General features: G+C 72.5%; 15 protein-coding genes and 1 pseudogene. 6 read left to right on the forward strand and 10 right to left on the reverse strand.

What is annotated here, in order from left to right; all coding sequences use genetic code 11:
• The first annotated feature begins 85 nt into the window (after positions 1 to 85).
• Complete coding sequence (locus tag ABTY62_RS05630; RefSeq protein ID WP_352128090.1) at positions 86 to 835, forward strand: MerR family transcriptional regulator; 750 nt, start codon at positions 86 to 88, stop codon at positions 833 to 835.
• A 21-nt stretch (positions 836 to 856) separates the two neighbouring features.
• Here the strand turns inward: ABTY62_RS05630 and ABTY62_RS05635 are convergent, their stop codons facing one another.
• From ABTY62_RS05635 to ABTY62_RS05665, 7 genes and pseudogenes are all read right to left on the reverse strand, one after another.
• The gene (locus ABTY62_RS05635) at positions 857 to 2,539 is read right to left on the reverse strand and encodes an immunity 49 family protein (protein ID WP_352128278.1); all 1,683 of its coding nucleotides are present in this window, start codon (positions 2,537 to 2,539) and stop codon (positions 857 to 859) included.
• A 529-nt stretch (positions 2,540 to 3,068) separates the two neighbouring features.
• A pseudogene (locus ABTY62_RS47470) lies at positions 3,069 to 3,332 on the reverse strand (NAD(P)-binding domain-containing protein); the annotation flags it as partial.
• Positions 3,333 to 3,417: 85 nt separating this feature from the next.
• Positions 3,418 to 5,616: a glycoside hydrolase family 9 protein gene (locus ABTY62_RS05645; protein ID WP_352128092.1), complete on the reverse strand. Its 2,199-nt coding sequence runs from the start codon at positions 5,614 to 5,616 to the stop codon at positions 3,418 to 3,420.
• 61 nt (positions 5,617 to 5,677) lie between these two features.
• Positions 5,678 to 6,577, reverse strand: coding sequence for a carbohydrate ABC transporter permease (locus tag ABTY62_RS05650; RefSeq protein WP_352128093.1), 900 nt, complete (start codon positions 6,575 to 6,577; stop codon positions 5,678 to 5,680).
• Positions 6,574 to 7,560 (reverse strand): carbohydrate ABC transporter permease, encoded by a 987-nt coding sequence (locus ABTY62_RS05655; RefSeq protein ID WP_502997412.1) that lies wholly within the window; start codon positions 7,558 to 7,560, stop codon positions 6,574 to 6,576. The genes ABTY62_RS05650 and ABTY62_RS05655 overlap by 4 nt, the downstream gene beginning before the upstream one ends.
• A gap of 237 nt (positions 7,561 to 7,797) precedes the next feature.
• Positions 7,798 to 9,042, reverse strand: a complete 1,245-nt coding sequence (locus ABTY62_RS05660; RefSeq protein ID WP_352128095.1) for a sugar ABC transporter substrate-binding protein — start codon at positions 9,040 to 9,042, stop codon at positions 7,798 to 7,800.
• 79 nt (positions 9,043 to 9,121) lie between these two features.
• Positions 9,122 to 10,276, reverse strand: coding sequence for a LacI family DNA-binding transcriptional regulator (locus tag ABTY62_RS05665; RefSeq protein WP_352128096.1), 1,155 nt, complete (start codon positions 10,274 to 10,276; stop codon positions 9,122 to 9,124).
• Between the two features lie 138 nt (positions 10,277 to 10,414).
• Here ABTY62_RS05665 and ABTY62_RS05670 point away from each other — a divergent pair, with 138 nt between their 5' ends.
• The 4 genes from ABTY62_RS05670 to ABTY62_RS05685 all read left to right on the forward strand — a co-directional run bounded on the left by ABTY62_RS05670 (position 10,415) and on the right by ABTY62_RS05685 (position 14,336).
• Positions 10,415 to 12,553, forward strand: coding sequence for an amylo-alpha-1,6-glucosidase (locus tag ABTY62_RS05670; RefSeq protein WP_352128097.1), 2,139 nt, complete (start codon positions 10,415 to 10,417; stop codon positions 12,551 to 12,553).
• A gap of 72 nt (positions 12,554 to 12,625) precedes the next feature.
• Positions 12,626 to 13,099 carry a winged helix-turn-helix transcriptional regulator gene (locus ABTY62_RS05675; RefSeq protein ID WP_352128098.1) on the forward strand — a complete coding sequence of 158 codons (474 nt, stop codon included), beginning with the start codon at positions 12,626 to 12,628 and terminating at the stop codon, positions 13,097 to 13,099.
• Positions 13,096 to 13,326 (forward strand): hypothetical protein, encoded by a 231-nt coding sequence (locus ABTY62_RS05680; protein ID WP_352128099.1) that lies wholly within the window; start codon positions 13,096 to 13,098, stop codon positions 13,324 to 13,326. The genes ABTY62_RS05675 and ABTY62_RS05680 overlap by 4 nt, the downstream gene beginning before the upstream one ends.
• 77 nt (positions 13,327 to 13,403) lie before the next feature.
• Positions 13,404 to 14,336: a helix-turn-helix domain-containing protein gene (locus ABTY62_RS05685; RefSeq protein ID WP_352128100.1), complete on the forward strand. Its 933-nt coding sequence runs from the start codon at positions 13,404 to 13,406 to the stop codon at positions 14,334 to 14,336.
• A 7-nt stretch (positions 14,337 to 14,343) separates the two neighbouring features.
• Here the strand turns inward: ABTY62_RS05685 and ABTY62_RS05690 are convergent, their stop codons facing one another.
• The 3 genes from ABTY62_RS05690 to ABTY62_RS05700 form a co-directional block, all read right to left on the reverse strand.
• A complete protein-coding gene (locus ABTY62_RS05690) occupies positions 14,344 to 15,321 on the reverse strand; it encodes a barstar family protein (protein ID WP_352128101.1) in 978 nt (325 codons plus the stop codon).
• Between the two features lie 230 nt (positions 15,322 to 15,551).
• Positions 15,552 to 16,055 (reverse strand): tetratricopeptide repeat protein, encoded by a 504-nt coding sequence (locus tag ABTY62_RS05695; protein WP_352128102.1) that lies wholly within the window; start codon positions 16,053 to 16,055, stop codon positions 15,552 to 15,554.
• A 32-nt stretch (positions 16,056 to 16,087) separates the two neighbouring features.
• The gene (locus ABTY62_RS05700; protein ID WP_352128103.1) at positions 16,088 to 16,885 is read right to left on the reverse strand and encodes an exodeoxyribonuclease III; all 798 of its coding nucleotides are present in this window, start codon (positions 16,883 to 16,885) and stop codon (positions 16,088 to 16,090) included.
• A 66-nt stretch (positions 16,886 to 16,951) separates the two neighbouring features.
• On the opposite strand from ABTY62_RS05700, the gene ABTY62_RS05705 reads away from it, so the two are divergent.
• Complete coding sequence (locus ABTY62_RS05705) at positions 16,952 to 17,428, forward strand: GNAT family N-acetyltransferase (protein ID WP_352128104.1); 477 nt, start codon at positions 16,952 to 16,954, stop codon at positions 17,426 to 17,428.
• Positions 17,429 to 17,734: the final 306 nt, after the last annotated feature.

The raw sequence follows: 17,734 nt of genomic DNA on the forward strand, positions 1-17,734 counted from the left end.
GACAGCGGGCTACCGGGCGGTAGGGGCCGGGCGAGAGGAAGTTACCGGCGGTTCGCCCTCCCGGGTGCGGGCATAGGGTGCTCACGTGGCGACGAGCGAAGCACCCCAGGCTCCGGACGGCCCGGAGGAGATCCGCGAATACCGCGTCGCGGAGCTGGCCGAGAAGGCCGGGATCACCGTGCGCACCCTGCGCTTCTACCGGGAGCGCAAGCTCCTCCCGCCACCGCGCCGCGAGGGCCGCATCGCCTGGTACGACGACCACCACCTCGCCCGGCTCCGTACGATCGGGGCGCTGCTGGAGCGCGGCCACACCCTCGGCGGCATCGCCGAACTCTTCGCCGCCTTCGAGAGCGGCCGCCGCGACGTCGCCGACCTCCTCGGGCTGCACCCGGCCCCCGTCTCCGTCCCGGCCTGGTCGCAGGAGACGCCGGTCCGGCTGGCGCCCGAGGCCCTGGCCGACTACTTCAAGGGCCAGGTGACCGCGGAAAACCTCGCCGCCTCCCTCGACCTCGGCTATCTCGCGGTCGACGGCGACCAGTTGGTCCACGTCAGCCGCCGTCTCCTGGACACCTCCAGCGAGCTGGTCGACCGGGGCGTCCCGCTCGACGCCGTCCTGGAAGCGGCCCGCGAGATGCGCCGCCATGTGGACGCGATCGCCGAGATCTTCGCGGCCCTCCTGCGCACCACGGTCCTGGCCGAGCCCACGTCGCGGATAGGCGAAACGGTTGAGCAGCTGCGGCCGATCGCCAAGGGCGTGGTGGACGCGGAGCTGTCGATGGCCATGGACCGCCGCATCCGCGCGGAGCTGGCGGCGTGGGCGGAGACATCGGAATGACGGTATCCGTCACCACCCGCTTCAGCCCGCGAGCAGGCGCGGCGGCAGATAGGCGGAGCTGACCCGGATGTTCCAGCCCCGGCGGCGGGCGTGGCAGGCCAGGGCCAGGATGTCGAGGTTGATGGCGGCGTCGGAGTCGACCGCGCGGTCGGCGACCCGGTAGTGGTCGCGGTGGGTTTCGAGGGCGTCGACGAGGGCGAGGTTGAAGCTCTCCTCGTCGCCCTCGACGAGCTGGGAGAAGAGAACGCCGGGCGGCGGGAAGAACCCCCAGTTCCTGGCCTTCTCGCAGTCCTCGAGCGCGCGGTCCGTGGCGGGTTCCGGGTCCACGCCCCGGAAATAGTCGTGGAGCGCCCGGCGGTACGAGGCGAAGGCGGAGCCGTCGCCCTCCAGTCGGGCGGAGCCGCTGAGGACGAGTGCGGCGATTTCCTCGCGCCGGCCGCCGATCAGGGCGAAGTTCATCGCGGTGTGCCAGGGGCCGGGCCCGGCCTGGTCACCGTGGTAGGCGGGGTAGCTGAGCGTGCGGCCGCCGATCGTCACCTCGACGTCCGTGCCGGGCTCGGCGAGCGTGACACGGAACAGCGCGGTGCCCAGCTCGGCGGCGAGGCGCAGGTTTTCCAGCTGCTGGTCCGTGACGTCGGCGGTGAGCGAGGCGCGGGCCTTGAACATGAGGTCCTGGTAGCGCACGGCACCCAACAGGTCCCGGGCGGAGAGCGGCTTTCCGTCCTCCGGCGTCAGGGCCTCTCTGGTGTACTGCTCGAACAGGGCCTCGCTCTCCGGGTGCATCTCGCGAGGGGCTTCGGGCCGTTCGACCACCACCGGCCCGGCGGCCAGCGCGGCGACCGCGTCCGGGCGCCGGACGCGGCCGTACGCCTGGACGCGTGGCCCCGCGGTCTCGAACCCGGTCACCAGCGCCCGCGGCAGATACCCGGTGTCGAGGGGCGGCTGCCAGCCCTCGCGGCGGTAGGCGAGCGCGGCCAGGGCCAGCGGAAGGAGCGGCAGCAGGGTGCGGGGCCTGGCGCCGGGGCCGGGGATGGCGCTGTGCGGGAGCAGCAGGTTGGCCAGCGCGGTGCGGAAGGAGTCGCGGTCGCCGGTGGTCAGGGCGCGCAGCGCGCGCAGCCCGAGGGACTGCGGCCGGTCGAGGAGGCCGCCCTCACCGGGCGCGGCGCCCTCGGCGTCGAGGGTCCGTATCCGGGCCAGCGCGGCGTCGAGCGCGGCGAGCTTCTGCTCCCTGGACGGCGGGTAGTCCGCGTCGTCGTCCCCCGTGTCCCCGATGACATACGCCATGAAGCCGCGGATGAGTTCGACGTCGGGCCGCCCGGCCCCGGCCTCGTCGAACGGCTTGCGGGCGAAGTGGAACGCCTCGCCGTGCCAGGAGGCCTTGTCGGAGAGGACCGCCAGACAGAAGGCGTCGAGCCACTCACCCGGGGTCACGGACTCCGGCTCGCCCTCCGCCCCGCGGTCGTAGCTCATCCCGAAGTTCGCGTAGTTGAGGAAGATCTGGAAGTCGTTGGTCGGGTAGTACGCGGCGTACGCCACGGCACCAGCCGCGGCCTCGGTGGCGTCGTCGAGGACGGCCTTGGCCTCCGGGGTGTCGAGGTCGGGGGTCTCGACAGAGAGCGCGCCCAGATAGTCGAGGAGCTCCTCCGAGATGAGCTGCCACTCGTAGGTGGCGATCGGGCCGGCCTTCGACATGGAGTGGACCATCGACCCGATCCTGTTGGCGAAGTCCTCAAGAGCCGCCGAAACCGCCGCCTCGCCCACCTGGTGCCGCTGTATCCGCACTGCTCAGCTCCCCGTTCACCGGTCTCGGCGCAGCAGCCTACGCGGGGGCGCCCGCGGCCTATGAGGCGGGCGCGTCCGGCGCCGCCATGGGCACCGGGAACGCGAACCGGGGCTCCGCGCCCGCCAGCCACGCGCCGATCGCGAAGGCCGCCGCCGCCTCGATGTACACCGCGCGGGCGAGCCCGCCGCAGGGGATGGGGGCGCAGCCCATGGAGGTGATGAGTTCGGCGGTCCGGTCGAGGGCGGCAGGGTCGTCGCCGCAGAACGGGACGGCCAGCGGGGCGCCCTCGAACGCCGGGCGGGGCAGGGTCCAGATGCTGTCGTGGCAGAGGTTGAACGCCTTGACCACCTGGGCGCCCGGCGCGGCGTCCGCCATCCGCCGGGCGATGGAGGTCGTGCCGCCGGTGGACAGCGTCAGGCCGTCGTCGGTCGGCACCAGGGGGTTCGAGCAGTCGATCACCGTGCGGCCGGCGAGGGTGTCGGCGAGCCCCTTGACCAGTTCGGGCGCCACCTCCGCCGGGACCGCCGCCAGGACGGCCTCGCCGTGCGCCGCCGCGTCGGCGAGGGTGCCGTGCCCGGCGGCGCCGGTCCGCGCGGCGGTCGCCGCGGCCGCCGCGCGGTCGCGCCCGCCGATCAGGACGTCGTGCCCGGCGCGTACCCACGCCCCGCCCAGCGTCGTGGCCATCCCGCCCGTGCCCAGAATGCCGATGCGCATGAGTTCTCCCGTCGTGAGAAACCGTGGTGACGACGGGGACTTTAGGGAGGCCGACGCACACCGCCAGGTGTGTATCGCGCAGGGCCTACGCGCCGACGCTCTGGTCGTCGGCCGCGAACGAGACGACCCACGACAGCGCCGCGTTCCAGTTGATGGCGACCTCGTTGGTCGACCACGACTGGATGTCGTCGAGGTAGCAGAACTGCGGGGCGGGCCGCTGGGGCGGATCGACCGTGCGGTCGATCAGCACCCTGCTCGCCTTGGGATCCTCCAGGCCGACGTTCGCGCCGCCGGCGATCGCACCGGCCGGGGGCTCCGGCAGCGTCGGATCGAGCTCGTGGCTGTAGAGGCGGCTGTGCTGGTTGTGGGAGTTGTGCTGACCGTACCCGGTCACATAGGACTCGTTGAGGGCGTTGCGGCCGAGGATGTAGTCCAGCCCCTCCAGTACACCGTCGCGGTAGCGCTGGTCGCCGGTCAGGTCGAAGGCGGTCGCGATGACGGCGAGCTTGTTGAGCACCGCGCTGTTGGAGCCCCAGACGAACTCGCTGTCCGCGAGCGGCACGCCGTATGCCTGGCCCTGTGCCGTCTGGAGGTACCGGTCGGCGGCGGCCACCACCGAGGCGCGGGCCGCGCTCCGGTCGGCGTCCGGCAGTTGGCTCTGCACGGTCGCCAGGTCGAGCCGGCCGAGCGCGGCGACCTGCTTCCAGCCGAACCCGGACGGCGGGAACGGCTCACCCGTGCCGTACGGCGAGGCCCGCAGCGCGTCGAGGAACGGCTGCTCGCCGGTGGTGAGGAACAGTTCGGCGGCCGCCCAGTAGAACTCGTCGGTGACGTCCGTGTCGTCGTACGGGCCGCCGCCGGTCGCATCCGCGTTGCTCGCGTACAGGTTCTGGTGCGCCTGCGCGGCCGCCCAGGCGGTACGGGCGGCGGCCAGGCAGCGCTGGGCGAAGGCCTGGTCGAAGGGCGCGTACAGCCGGGCGCCCTGCGCGGCGGTCGCGGCCAGGTTGAGCGTCGCCGCCGTGGACGGCGGGTGCAGGTGGCGTGGCTGCGGGTCCTGGTCCGGAGGCATCGGCAGCCCGGTCCAGTTGTCGTCGTGCACTTTGTGGTGGGCCATTCCCGCGAGGGGCGCTCCGGCGGGCACCTGCATGCGCAGCAGGAACTCCAGCTCCCAGCGCGCCTCGTCGAGGATGTCGGGCACGCCGTTGCCGCTCTCGGGAATGTGCAGGTCGCCGTCGCCCGGCGGACCCAGGCGCCCCCGGGGCGCGGTCAGCGTCCGCTCGTACAGGCTGAGGAGCTGGTAGGTGGCGATGCCGCCGTTGACCACGTACTTGCCCTCGTCCCCGGCGTCGTACCAGCCGCCGCTCACATCCAGCTGGTAGTCGCCGACACCCGGCTGGCAGGGCACGCTGGTGTCGCCCAGGTTGGGGATGACGCCGATGTGTCCGGCCGGGCGCGCGTATCCGGGCGCCAGCGCGTCGGTGATGGGGATGCCGCTGCGCTGGGCGTAGAAGAAGCGCAGGGCGTCGGAGTGCAACTGGTCATAGGCGGTGGCGGTGATGTCGAACGGGTAGCTGGTCTGTCCGTCGACGCTCAGCGTGTACCCGGTGCCGGACTGCGTCACCGCGCTGAAGTCCAGCGTGTGCACCTGCTGCCCGGAGGAGGTGTCCATCCCGGCCGGCGTCGAGGTGCCGGACGCGACGGTGGCCCCGGCGCTGTCGTTCACCTGCCAGGGGATCGGCCCGGGCGCGTCCGTCACGACGGTCGCGTGTTTCGGTCCGGACGGCAGGTAGCCGACCTGGTTGACCCGCACCCTCGGGCCGGTGTCCGGCACATAGCGGGGCACCGGGTCGCCGCCGATGAGGGACACCCCGCCCACGCAGCACACCGAGGGCGCGGGGTCTCCGCCGAGCAGGAACAGGACCTGGCCACGGTCGGTGTCGAGGGAGGACGTGAAGGTGAACGTGTACGGCTGTTCCGGGCCGAGGGCGATGTCCTGCGAGAACGTATTCGGGTAATTGGGCGCCTGGTCGAGCTGGACCCGGGCCGTCACCGCCGACGGCGGACTCGCCGAAGCGGTGAACGCGAACGTGTACGTCCTGCCCTGTTGCAGCCAGATGTCGCTCTGCCCCACGATGACGTCGGCCGGGGCCTGTGTGCCTCCCGGTACGTCGGCGCACAGTTTCCCGCCCGTGACGGAAACGGGGGCCGCCTGCACGGTGAACCAGCCGCTGGTGCCTTCACTGAAATCCCCGTTGAAAACCTTTTCCCGTGGATCCTGTGCCATATTTCCAGCGTGCGCGGCATGCACCGCGTATGCCACTCAGGCAGCCCCCGAAGTCCGCTCGCTATTCCTTGACCGCCCCCGAGTTCGCCCCCTGCACGAAGTAGCGCTGGAAGCAGAAGAACAGCGCCGCCACGGGCACCGTCGCCAGCAGGGCCGCCGCCAGCTTCAGCGGGTACTGCGTACCGCCGCCGAGGCCGCCGGAGATGAACCGCGCGAGCCCGGTCGTCAGCGTCTCGTACTCGCCGGACTGGGTGGACACCAGGAAGTGCGTGAACTCGTTCCACGAGCCCTGGAAGGACAGAATCGTCAGGGTGATCAGCGCGGGCCTGGCCATCGGCAGCACCACCGACCAGAAGGTCCGGATCACCCCGGCGCCGTCCACCCGCGCGGCCTCCTCGACCTCCCGGGGGATCGACTCGAAGAACTGCTTCATGATGAAGATCCCGGCCGCGTCCACCATCAGCGGAAGGATCATGCCGGTGTAGGTGTCGAACAGCCCGAAGGTGTTCAGCACCAGGAACTTCGGGATCAGCAGCGCCACCCCGGGCACCGCCATCACCCCGAGGACGAAGCCGAACAGCAGCGAGCGGCCCCGGAACCGCAGCCGCGCCAGCGCGTACCCCGCCATCGAGTCGAACAGCACCCGCCCGGCGGTGACCACGACCGCGACAAAGGCCGAGTTGCCCAGCCAGCGCAGGAACGGCACCCCGTCCCCGGCCTGGCTCAGCCCGAACAGCCGCTGGTAGGCGGCGGTCGTCGGGGTGGTGGGCACCAGCCCGAGGGGGTGCGTCGCCGCGTCCGCGTCCGTCTTGAACCCGGTGACCAGCTGGAGTACGAACGGCAGCAGATACAGCAGCCCGATCCCCACCACCAGCGAGTACCCCAGCACCCGCAGCGGCAGCGGGAACCGGCCGAGCACCGGGCGCGCCTGCGCCCGGGTGGCCGCGGCCTTGGTGTTCATCGATTCCTCCCGGGGCGGGGGCCGCGCTCCCGCAGCGCCCAGCGCTGGAGGGCGGTGATGCACAGGATCAGCGCGAGCAGGATGAAGGCGATGGCCGCGCCCTGCCCGAAGTCGGCGCCGTCGAAGGCGGCCGAGTACGACATGAAGGCCGGCGTCAGCGTGGTGTTGCCCGGGGCGCCCTGGCCCATCACATACACCTGGTCGAAGACCTGCCAGGTGGCGATCGTGCCCAGGGTGAGGACGAGGAAGAACACCGGCCGCAGCGCGGGCAGCGTGACGTAGCGCAGCATCTGGCGGCGGTTCACGCCCTCGATGGCGGCCGCCTCCTCCAGCTCGCGCGGGATGTCCTGGAGGGCCGCGAGAAAGATCAGCATGAAGGTGCCGGAGGTCGTCCACACGGCGAGCAGGATGATCGTGCACATCGCGACGGACGGCCCGGACAGCCACTCGTACCAGGAAAGACCCATGAAGGAGTGGCTGGCGAGCGCACCCGTGGGGTGGTCGGGGTCGACGATCCCCAGGCCGCCGAGCAGCAGCGAGAGCACCCCGCGCGAGTCGGAGAACCAGTTCGGGCCCTTCACCCCGATCCAGGACAGCAGCGTGTTGACCGCCCCGCTGCCCTGGAAGAGGAAGAGGAAGACGGTGGCGACCGCGATCGAGCTGGTGACCGACGGGAAGAAGAACGTGGTGCGCAGGGCGCCCCGCGCGCGCAGCAGCCGCTGGTTGACGATCAGGGCCAGCACCAGCGCGAGCACCGTCTGGAGCGGCACGGTCAGCGCCACGTAGTAGACGTTGTTGCGCAGCGAGGTCGCGAACAGGGTGCGGTCGAGTCCGTCCTCGGTGAGCAGCGCCCGGTAGTTGTCCAGGCCGACGAACTTCGTCTGCCCGCTGAACGGGTTGGACTGACCGTCCCAGTCCAGCAGGGAGACCCACGCGGCCATCAGGATCGGCAGCACCAGGAACAGGCCGAGGATCAGCACCATGGGGCTGACGAACAGCCAGCCCCAGGCGCCTTCGCCGCGGCGGCGCCCCGCGGACGGGGTGTTTGGGGTGCGGGGCGCCGGCGCGGGGCCGGACCCGCCGGGCGCGTCAGGCGCGCCCGGCGAACCGGCCGTACTGGGCCCCCCGCCGTCGGCCGCGGGGGCCGGGCGGGGGCCGGTCGGCGCGCCGCCTGAGGTGCGGCGCGCCGTGCGGGGGGTGGTGCGGAACGGCATGACGGCTCAGTTGCCCTTCGCGAGGGCCTGTTCGCCGTTGCGCTGGAGGTCGGCGAGGATCTTCTTCGGGTCGGTGGTGTTCAGCGACTGGAGTTCGGTGTTGAACTGGCTGAGCACCTTGTCGAATCCGGCGATGGTCACCGGGCCCTGCGCGTAGGCGTTGGCGTCGACCCAGGCCTTGGCGTCCGGCTCCTGCTTCGCGTACTCGGCGAGGGCGCTGGTGCGCGAGGGCATCACGCCGAAGCCCTCGGCGAACTTCAGCTGCTGCTCACCGGAGCTCAGGTACTTCACCAGGTCCACCGCGGCCGACCGGTGGGCGCTCTCCGCGGCCACGCCCCAGCAGTTGCTGAAGGCCAGCGTGCCCTTCCCGGCCGGGCCCGCGGGCAGCTCGACCACCTTGTACTTGACGTCCGGGTAGTCGAGCTTCATGGCGCCGGTCAGCCAGTTGCCCTCGATGGTCATGGCGGCCTTGCCCTTGCCGAGGGCCTCGCCGCCCCAGCTGGTGTCGACCTGCTTGGCGTACTTCATCGAGCCGGACTTCAGCAGCGACTTCACAAAGCCGAGCCCCTCGGCGTTCTTCGCGCCGTCGGCGGTCATCTTCGTCTGCCCGGGGTCGGTTATCCAGCCGCCCGCCTGCTTCATGAAGACGCCGAGCCGCTGGTACTCGTCGCTGGTGACCAGGCCGGTGACGCCGTTCCCGGTCAGCTTGCCCGCGACCTTCCGCAGCTCCTCCCAGGAGGTCGGGTAGTCCTTCTCGGTCAGCCCGGCCTTCTTCCACAGGTCGGTGTTGATCGCGAGGGCGAGGGTGGAGGTGTCCTTCGGCAGACACATCAGCTTGTCGTCGTAGGTGAAGGAGGCGCGCAGCTGCTCGGCGAAGTCGTCCGCGTCCTTGATCTTGTCGCCGTAGGCGTAGAGGGAGCCGCCCTTGGCGTAGTTGGCGAACATGTCGGAGTTGACGTAGAAGACGTCCGGCGGCTTGTGCCCGGCGAAGCCCTGGGCCAACTGCTGGTTCATGTCCTTGGCGGTCTCTACGGTGACCTTGTTGCCGGACTGCTTCTCGTACGCGGCCGCAGCGTCCTTGACCGCCTTGGTCTCGGCGTCACCCGAGGTGGCGATCAACACCTTGAGGGTCTGCTTGGCGCTGGTGTCCTGCTTCGTCTCCTTGTCGTCGCTGAAACTCGACGAACAGCCGGTGGCTGCCAGGAGTGCCGCGCAGGTGACGAGGGCGGCGGTGGCCGTGCGGGGGACCATGATTCCTCCGTGGATTCGGGATGGTACGGGCGGCTCTATGGGGGGTGGAGGAGAGGGTGAGGTTTGAGGGCGCGACGCGTCAGAGCGCCGCGGTGTCGGAACGTGGTGTGTCGGGGCCCGGTGTGCCGGGACCTGTCGTGTCGGAACCCGGTGTGTCGGGGCCAGACGTTTCGGGGCCCGGTGCCTCCGGGCCAGGCCTGGAGGCGCTTTCGCGGACGACGAGGGACGGCTCCAGCAGGACGCGCTCCGGCGGCCCGGCCGGGCCGGCTATCCGCGCCAGCAGCAGCCGTACGCACTCCCGCCCGACCGCCTCCAGCGGCTGGGCGACGGTGGCCAGGGAGGGCGAGAGGATCCCGGCGGTCGGCGAGTCGTCGAAGCCGACCACCGCGACATCCCGGCCCGGGACGGCGCCCCGGTCGCGCAGCGCGTGGTAGCAGCCGAGCGCCAGGACGTCGCTGGCCGCGACCACGGCCGTGGCACCCCCGTCCAGTAAGGGCTTCACGGCGATCCGGGCCGCCTCGATGTCCCCCAGGCTCTGCGCGCGCAGACCGCGCGTCGGCAGCCCGTGCCAGCGCATGGCCCGCCGCCAGCCGTCGGCACGGTCGTCACCGACGCCGGAGCCGCGCGGCCAGCCCAGGAAGGCGATCCTGCGGTGCCCGCGGGCGATCAGGTGCTGCACGGCGGCGTCGGTGCCCGAGGCGCCGTCGACGTCGACCCAGTCGCCGATCTGCCGCCCCGACCACATCCGGCCGAAGCCGACGAACGGCACGCCCCGTTTGGCGAGCCACGCCTGGCGCGGGTCCTGGCGGCCGGTGTCGCCGAGCACGAAGCCGTCGACGTCGTACTGGTCGAGCAGCTCCTCGTACCCCGCCAGGCTCGTGCCGCCGGGCGCGCTGGCGAACAGCAGGATCCGGTAGCCGGCCTCGTCTGCGGCCTCGGACAGGGCGTGCAGAAAACGGTCCATGACCGGGGCCGTGACCCCGGGCGGGGTGGGCTGGATGCCGTAGCCGATGAGCTTGCTGGAGCGCGTGCGCAGCGTCTGCGCGGCGCGGCTCGGGCGGTAGCCCATCTCGTCGATCGCCTGGCGGACCCGCTCCAGGGTCTCGGCGCGCAGCAGGTCCGGCGAGTTGATCGCGTTGGACACCGTCTGCGTCGAGACTCCGGCCCTGCGGGCGACCATGGCAAGGGTCACCGGGCCGCCCTTCGACGAGGGACTGCTGGTGGAGCGGGGCATATGGCCTCCGACGTACGAGGTCCTGGGGTCCTAGCAGATTCTCACAAGCTTCATTTGAGCGTTCCAAAGGCATTGTCAGTCCTCTGAAGAGGTCGTTACTGTCTTTGGAACGATCAAACGTTGAGAGGTTCTACTCTTTTGGACACCACTGTCAAGGCCCAGGACACCAACAGCTCGGTCACGGCCCCCACCTCCGTGGCCCAGGACCTACAGCCGTTCCTGCACGACGCGGTTGTCACCCTGTACGCGCCGAGCTTTGTGATCTCGCGTGCGGACGGGCAGCTCGACGGGGGTGCGGACGGCTTCTACCACGGCGACAGCAGGGCGCTGTCCCGGCTGACCGTCTCCACCGGGTCCATCCCGCTGGCCCCGGTCGTCGGCGGGTTCAGGGGGGCCGACCGGGCGGACTTCCGGGCGATCCTGCGGGGGCTCGGCGAGGTGACGCCCGACCCGGCGGTCGCCCTGGAGCGCCGCCGGACCGTCGCGTCCGGCCGGCTGGAGGAGAGCTTCGAGGTCAGCAACGCCGGGACCCAGCGGGTCGGCTTCCGGCTGACGATCACGGCCGCCACCGACCTCGCCCTGATGGAGCGGGTGAAGTCGGGCCACACCGTGGACGAGATACCGGCGCGGGCCGAAGAGACCGCAGGTCTCTCCTGGTCGCGCGACGAGTTCGCCGTACGCCTGGTCAGCGAGCCCGCGCCGGACGCGCTGGACGCGTCCGAGGGCCGGCTGTCGTACGACGTCGAACTGGACCCCGGCACCTCGTGGACGGTGACCCTGCGCTGCACGGCGGGGTACGCGGACGGCGACCAGTTCCCCGCGGGCCCCGCGGACTCCGTGCCGTGGCGCACCCCGACCCTGCGCAGCGCGGACCGCCGCTTCGACCAGTGGCTGGACCAGTCGGTCGCCGACGCGGACCGGCTGCGCCTGGTGGACCCGCAGTCCGACGAAGGGCTCAGGGTCGGGGTGGGCGGCGTGGATCAGTTCCTGGCCGCGGGCGCCCCCTGGTTCCTGACCCTCTTCGGCCGCGACTCGCTCTGGGCCGCCCGCATGCTGCTCCCGCTCGGCACCGACCTCGCGGCCGGCACCCTGCGCACCCTCGCCCGCCGCCAGGGCGGGGTGGTCGACCCGACCACGGAGGAGCAGCCGGGCAAGATTCTGCACGAAGTGCGGCGCGGCACCCAGAACTTCGCGGAGACGTTCTCCCTCCCGCCGGTCTACTACGGCACGGTGGACGCCACGCCCCTGTGGCTCACCCTGCTCCACGACGCCTGGCGCTGGGGCATGGCCCCGGAGCAGGTGGAACAGCTGCTGCCGCACGCCGAGTCGGCGCTCGGGTGGCTGCGCGACCAGGCGGAGGCGGGCGGCGACGGCTTCCTCAAGTACGTCGACCGGACCGGCCGGGGCCTGGCCAACCAGGGCTGGAAGGACTCCGGCGACTCCATCCGCCACCGCGACGGCCGCCTCGCCGACGCGCCGATCGCGCTGTGCGAGGTGCAGGCGTACGCGTACGAGGCCGCGCGGGGCGGAGCGGCGCTGCTGCGCGAGTTCGGGCGGCCGGGCGCGGACGGGTGGGAGGAGTGGGCCGACGGGCTCGCCACCCGCTTCCGGAACCGCTTCTGGGTGGAGGACGAGCGGGGCGCGTACCCGGCGGTCGCGCTGGACCGCGACGGCCGGCCGGTGGACTCCGTCACCTCGGGCTTCGGCCACCTCCTCGGCACGGGCCTGCTGAACCGGGAGGAGAGCGCGGCGCTCGCGGCCCGGCTGACCGGCCCCGACCTCGACTCGGGCCACGGCCTGCGCACGCTGAGCAGCGACTCGGTGGGCTTCAACCCGTTCGGCTACCACATCGGTTCGATCTGGCCGCACGACACCGCGATCGCCGTGCACGGCCTGGTCAAGGCCGGGTTCCCGGACGCGGCCGCGCCGCTGGCGGCGGGCCTGCTGACGGCGTCGGCGGGGTTCGCGGCCCGGCTGCCCGAGCTGTTCGCGGGCCACGGCGCCGAGGCGGGCCCGCACCCCGCCCCGTACCCGGCGTCCTGCCGCCCCCAGGCGTGGGCGGCCGCCTCCGCGGTCTCGGTGCTCGGCGCGTCCCTGGGCCTGGACGCGGACGTCCCCGGCGGCACGGTCACCGTCGCCCCCACCTTCGCCCGGACCTACGCCCCGCTGACGGTGACGGGGCTCCAGGTCGGCGGGGAGCAGCTGGACGTCGCGGTGGCGGCGGACGGGACGGTGAGCGTGGCGGCACCGGAGGGACTGACGGTGGTCATGGCCTGACGCGACGCCCGAGGGCCGGGGGCGATCCGATGCACACCGCACGGTGTGCATCGGATCGGGCAGGATGCGGACATGGAGCAGCCGACCTGCCCGCGAGCCGCCGCGCGCGAAAACGCCAGGGACGCCACGGGCGCCACGGACGCCCCTGGCGCCACATCGGACGCGTACACCGCGGACTGCCACGCCCGCCTCGCGTTCGAGGTGCTCGCGAACCGCTGGGACAGCGTCGTGGTCTACACTCTCGGCGCGGGCGGCCCGATGCGGCCCCGGGCGCTGATCGCGGGCATCGGCGGGATCAGCGCCAAGGTCCTCAACGACGCGCTGCGGCGCCTGGAGTACAACGGCCTCGTCGAGCGCCGTACGTACGCGGAGGCGCCGCCGCGCGTCGACTACGCGCTCACCGAGGCCGGCACCGCCCTGCTCGTCCCCATGCGCGCGATGGGCGCGTGGGCGAAGCGCCACACGGACGACGTGCTGGCCGCGCAGGAGCGGTTCGAGAGCCCGGGTGGCCGGGCCGGGAATCACCGGTACCGTCACCGGGCATGACGAATCAGCTGTCGCCGAGCGCGGTCCACGAGCTCCTCTACGAGCTGTGCGTCGACCTCGGTTTCTGCCTTCCGCCGGACGAACAGCGCCGGCTGCGCGAGGCGCCGCCCGCCGACGCGGACGAGTTCACCGATGCCGTCTTCAGGGCGGAGGGGATGGACCCGGCCGAATCCGGGCTGCGGCCCAGGGTCCGAGACGTCGTCGAACGGCACATGCGCGGCGAGTGACCCCGATTCCCGCGAGCGCCTAAGCTGCCCGGGGAGGAGTGAGCTCCGAACAGAACACACGGGGGACGGGGACCGAGGTGGACGGAAGGATTCCACTGCCGCATGACGTCAAGGACGCCACGCGGTTCGTAGCGGAGATGCGCCGGTTGAGGCAGTGGGCGGATCTGAGCTATCGCGAGTTGGAACGCAGAGCCGGTGCGGTGGGGGACGTACTCCCGCGCGCCACGCTCGCCGGGGCGCTGAACAGACAGGAGCTGCCCCGGGAGGAGTTGGTGGCGGCCTTTGTCCGCGCCTGCGGCGGTGACAAGGCCGCGGTCGAGGCGTGGGTGGGGGCCCGCAAGCGCCTGGCCGTCGAGCTCGGACAGGAGCAGGAGCAGGGGCAGGAGCAGGAGCAGGACTCCTCCGAGCCGGTGGAGCCGAAGGGCGAAGACGCCCCCGAGAGCCCGGCGGTGCCGGCCACCGAGCCCGTGGCCGAGGCCCCGGAGCCGGCCTCGGAGCCGGACCCGGTACCAAAAGAGCCCGAGCGGCCGAAGAGGAAGAGACTGAAGGCGGCCGGGCGTCGGCTTCGGCGGCCGGGCGTGATCATCACGGCCACCGCCGCGATCGTGATCCTGACGGCCGCGGCCACGGCGATTCTGCACCCCGGCGACAAACCCGATAAGCCGCGTGAGAGCAGCCGGACGGAGGCACCGGCGGCCACCACTCCTTCCAGCACAAAAAGCCGTCCCGCGGACGACGCCACCACCGGCGCCACCGACGCCGACGCCGAACCCGCCGACGACGAACCCTCGCGCGGCGCGACGCGGGAGACCTCGTCACCGACCCCGTCCCAGCAGACGACGACGCCCAAGAAGACGAAGCCCACGCGGAGTTCGCCGACGCCGGAGTGGACGTACGACCCGCCGGCGGTCCCCGACGATCCGCCGCCCTCGACGGACACCCCGCCGCCGTCCGGCGGTGGCGACCCCTTCCCGGAGGAGACCTGCTGGGACGTCACCGAAGAGTGCTGAGAGGCGCTCAGTCCCGCAGCCGCACTTCGACCCGGCGCTCCCTCAAGACCTCGAGCACCAGGTCGAAATGGCTGTACGGCTCCCCCTGCCAGTCCAGGACCTGGCCGAGGCTCCGCCGTGCGATCCGTGCGTCGTGCCAGACCAGCGTGCACGGTGTGGTCACCCCGAAGCCTCCGCAGAGGCAGTCGGCCAGCGCGTCGGCGTTGCCGCCGAAGTAGCCGCCGGGGCCGCGCATGGCCTCGCCGAGCGCGAGGTAGAGACCGGGCTGATCCGTGACGTACCGCCCGTCCAGCTCGTACACGCGCCCGGGCGGCGCGGCCGGGACGGACCGGCGGGTCCCCCGCTCGCGCACGCAGTCGAGCCAGATCTCGCGGTCGCGGGTCCCGTACCCGGCCCATAGGTTCGGGGCCGTCGGCGGACCGTCGTACCACCGCTGCCAGAAGGGGCGGGCCCGCGGGGGCGGCGGGTCCCAGAGGCCGTCGGTGAGGCGGATGTCGAGGAGGCCGGGGCCGAGGGACGACGGCTTCCAGTCGGCGATCTCGGCGGTCACATACAGGTCCGTGGACTCCGCGCCGTTCCGGTCGAGGACCAGCAGCAGGGCCTCCCCCAGCCCCAGCCGGCGGCGGGTCCCGGCCGCGAGGGCCGACTGGAGCCGGTCGCCGGGTGCACAGCCGAGGAGGTGCAGCGAGTTGGTCGCCACTGCCACAGGCCGGTCATCGTCGGGCGCGACGACGTCGGAGAAGTCCGCGCAGGTGCCGAGGTGTTCACGGCCGTTGTGCAGGAGCAGGCCCGCCGCGAGGTACGGATCGTCGGGCGGGTCCGGGTAGCCGTCGGCGCCCTCGATGAACACGTCGATCAGGGAGGGGTCGCCGGGATGGGGGCGATGGCCGGTGACCCGTACGTCCTCCAGCCGCCAGGCGTCGAGCCGCTCCGAATCCTGCGGGCACCGGTCGTCGCCGATCGGCCGCAGCCAAAGGTGCCCCAACTCGTACGGCGCAGTGCCGCGCTCACGCAGGATGTCGCGCAGCGGACCCGCGGGGACGCAGCCCAGAAGCTGGTAGGGGTGGAGGGGCGGGGCGACGAACAGGCCCGAGACATCGGCGCAGACGCCCCAGACGCTCGCGTCGTCGGAGTCGGCCAGGGCGAACGCGGGGGCGCCGGCCCGGCCGGACCCCTCCGGCCAGCGGTGGACGCGCGGCCCATGCGCCGCCGCGCTCAGCGAGCGGCTCCGCTCGCGAGTTCGTCGGCGTAGTGCGTCAGCGAGCGGCTGTACATCGGCAGATGGCGGGACAGCGCGGAGAGCGCGAGGGCCACCGCCTCCCGCTCCCGCCCGGCGTCGACCAGCGTCAGCGCGAGAAACGCGGCCACGGCGTCGTCGAGTTCATCGGACCCCGCGTCCCGCTCCGCGGTGAGCAGCGCGATGCCCTCCTCGGGCCGGCCGAGGTTGCGCACCGTGCTGGCCAGCTGGATCACCGCCTGGCGGCGGCGCGGGCCGGCCAGACCGGCGTCCAGGGCCGCGCGGTACAGCGGGGCGGCGTCCTCCTCGCGGTCGGTGGCGTCGTACGCGGAGGCCAGCTCGAAGGACGCGACCGGGTCGCCGTCGGGGAGTTCGGCCGTCAGCGCCGTCATGGCCGCCAGGAAGTCGGCGGGGGTGTGGTCGTCGAAGGCGGTCCACAGGTCCGCGACGCGCTGTTCCCAGTCAGTTGCCACCGTGCTCATCGGCGCAGCATCTCAGCCCGGGACCGCCGGTGTCACCCGCTGAAGACCGCCGTCACCGGGGCGTGGTCGCTCCACCGCTGGTCATAGCTCGCCGCGCGCTCCACATACGCCTTCGCGGCCCGCTCGGCCAGCCCCTTCGTGGCAACCAGCAGGTCGATGCGCCACCCCGCGTCGTTGTCGAACGCCTTCCCCCGGTACGACCACCACGAGTACGGCCCCTCGACGTCCGGGTGCAGCTTGCGCATCACGTCCACGTACGCCGCCTCGTCGTACACCTGGCTCAGCCACGCGCGCTCCTCGGGGAGGAACCCGGCCTTCTTGCGGTTGGCCTTCCAGTTCTTGAGGTCGGCCTCCCGGTGCGCGATGTTCCAGTCGCCGCACACCAGCACCTCGCGCCCCCCGGCCGCGGCCCGCTCCCGCAGCTCCTTCAGATACGGCAGGAACTCCCCCATGAAGCGCTCCTTCTCCTCCTGCCGCTCCGTGCCGACCTCCCCCGACGGCAGATAGAGGCTGGCGACCGTGACCCCGGGCAGGTCGACCTCCAGATAGCGGCCGCTGTCGTCGAACTCCGCGGACCCGAATCCCACCCGTACGCCCTCCGGCTCGCGCCGGGTGTAGACGGCGACCCCGGCCCGGCCCTTGGCCGCCGCCGAGGCGTGCACGGTGTGCCAGCCGTCGGGCTCGCGAACCGGCGCGGTCAGCTCACCGGGCTCGGCGCGCACCTCCTGGAGGCACACCACGTCGGCGGCGGTTCCCTCGAGCCAGGGCAGAAAGCCCTTTTTGGCCGCAGCGCGCAGCCCGTTTACATTCACGGAGGTCACGGTGAGCATTCCGGCACGATACGCCAGAAAAAACCGAGTACCCCAACGATCCCGCATGAATGTACGATCCTTCGCATGGATATTCGCCCCATCCCCTATGACCACCCGGACGCCGTCAAGCTCAACGACGAGGTGCAGGCCGAATACGTCGAGCGCTACGGCGAGGGCGACCTGACCGCCATGGACCCGGCCCACTTCGAGCCGCCCCACGGCCTGTACCTCCTCGCGTACGACGCCCAGGGCCGCCCGGTGGCCAGCGGCGGCTGGCGCAGCCAGAAGCAGAGCGAGACGGGCTACTCGGACGGGGATGCCGAGATCAAGCGGATGTTCGTGATCCGGGACGCCCGGGGGCAGGGCCTGGCCCGCCAGATCCTGGCCGCCCTGGAGGACAGCGCCCGCGCGGCGGGGCGGGTCCGGATGGTCCTGGAGACGGGCACCGAGCAGCCGGAAGCCATCACGCTGTACACCTCCTCCGGCTACGCACCGGTCCCCAAGTTCGGCCTGTACCGCTTCGAGGAGTCCAGCCGCTGCTACGCGAAGCCGCTGGCGTAGGGCACGCCCTGCTACGCGGCCCCGCCGCGGCGGCGGGCCCCCTGGGGCCCGAGACAGCCCCGGCTACGGGGCCCGGCCGCCGGGCCTGGGGCGAAGCCCCGGTCGCGGGGCCCGGAGCGGAGCCCGGGTGCGGGGGCGAGGGGCGGAGCCCCGGTTAGGGCCTGTCCGGCGGATCTTGACGCCGGCGGCGGCCACGCTGCGGAGCAGCAAACCGACGCAGCCCCCACCCCGCCCCTTCCCGGCCCCTGCCGATGTGCGGCTCCGCCGCGTGGGGGGCTCAGCCCCGGTTGCGGGGGCCCGGGACGC

This window comes from Streptomyces sp. NPDC097640, assembly GCF_040302705.1.
Taxonomy (GTDB): Bacteria; Actinomycetota; Actinomycetes; order Streptomycetales; family Streptomycetaceae; genus Streptomyces.

Bases quoted from the DNA above. Each gene is read 5' to 3' on its own strand.
- ABTY62_RS05695 (WP_352128102.1), bottom strand. From the start codon at position 16,055: ATGAGCACGGTGGCAACTGACTGGGAACAGCGCGTCGCGGACCTGTGG.
- ABTY62_RS05705 (WP_352128104.1), top strand. From the start codon at position 16,952: ATGGATATTCGCCCCATCCCCTATGACCACCCGGACGCCGTCAAGCTC.
- ABTY62_RS05645 (WP_352128092.1), bottom strand. From the start codon at position 5,616: ATGGCACAGGATCCACGGGAAAAGGTTTTCAACGGGGATTTCAGTGAA.
- ABTY62_RS05650 (WP_352128093.1), bottom strand. From the start codon at position 6,577: ATGAACACCAAGGCCGCGGCCACCCGGGCGCAGGCGCGCCCGGTGCTC.
- ABTY62_RS05655 (WP_502997412.1), bottom strand. From the start codon at position 7,560: ATGGTGCTGATCCTCGGCCTGTTCCTGGTGCTGCCGATCCTGATGGCC.
- ABTY62_RS05680 (WP_352128099.1), top strand. From the start codon at position 13,096: ATGACGAATCAGCTGTCGCCGAGCGCGGTCCACGAGCTCCTCTACGAG.
- ABTY62_RS05635 (WP_352128278.1), bottom strand. From the start codon at position 2,539: ATGGTCCACTCCATGTCGAAGGCCGGCCCGATCGCCACCTACGAGTGG.
- ABTY62_RS05675 (WP_352128098.1), top strand. From the start codon at position 12,626: ATGGAGCAGCCGACCTGCCCGCGAGCCGCCGCGCGCGAAAACGCCAGG.
- ABTY62_RS05665 (WP_352128096.1), bottom strand. From the start codon at position 10,276: ATGCCCCGCTCCACCAGCAGTCCCTCGTCGAAGGGCGGCCCGGTGACC.
- ABTY62_RS05700 (WP_352128103.1), bottom strand. From the start codon at position 16,885: ATGCTCACCGTGACCTCCGTGAATGTAAACGGGCTGCGCGCTGCGGCC.
- ABTY62_RS05660 (WP_352128095.1), bottom strand. From the start codon at position 9,042: ATGGTCCCCCGCACGGCCACCGCCGCCCTCGTCACCTGCGCGGCACTC.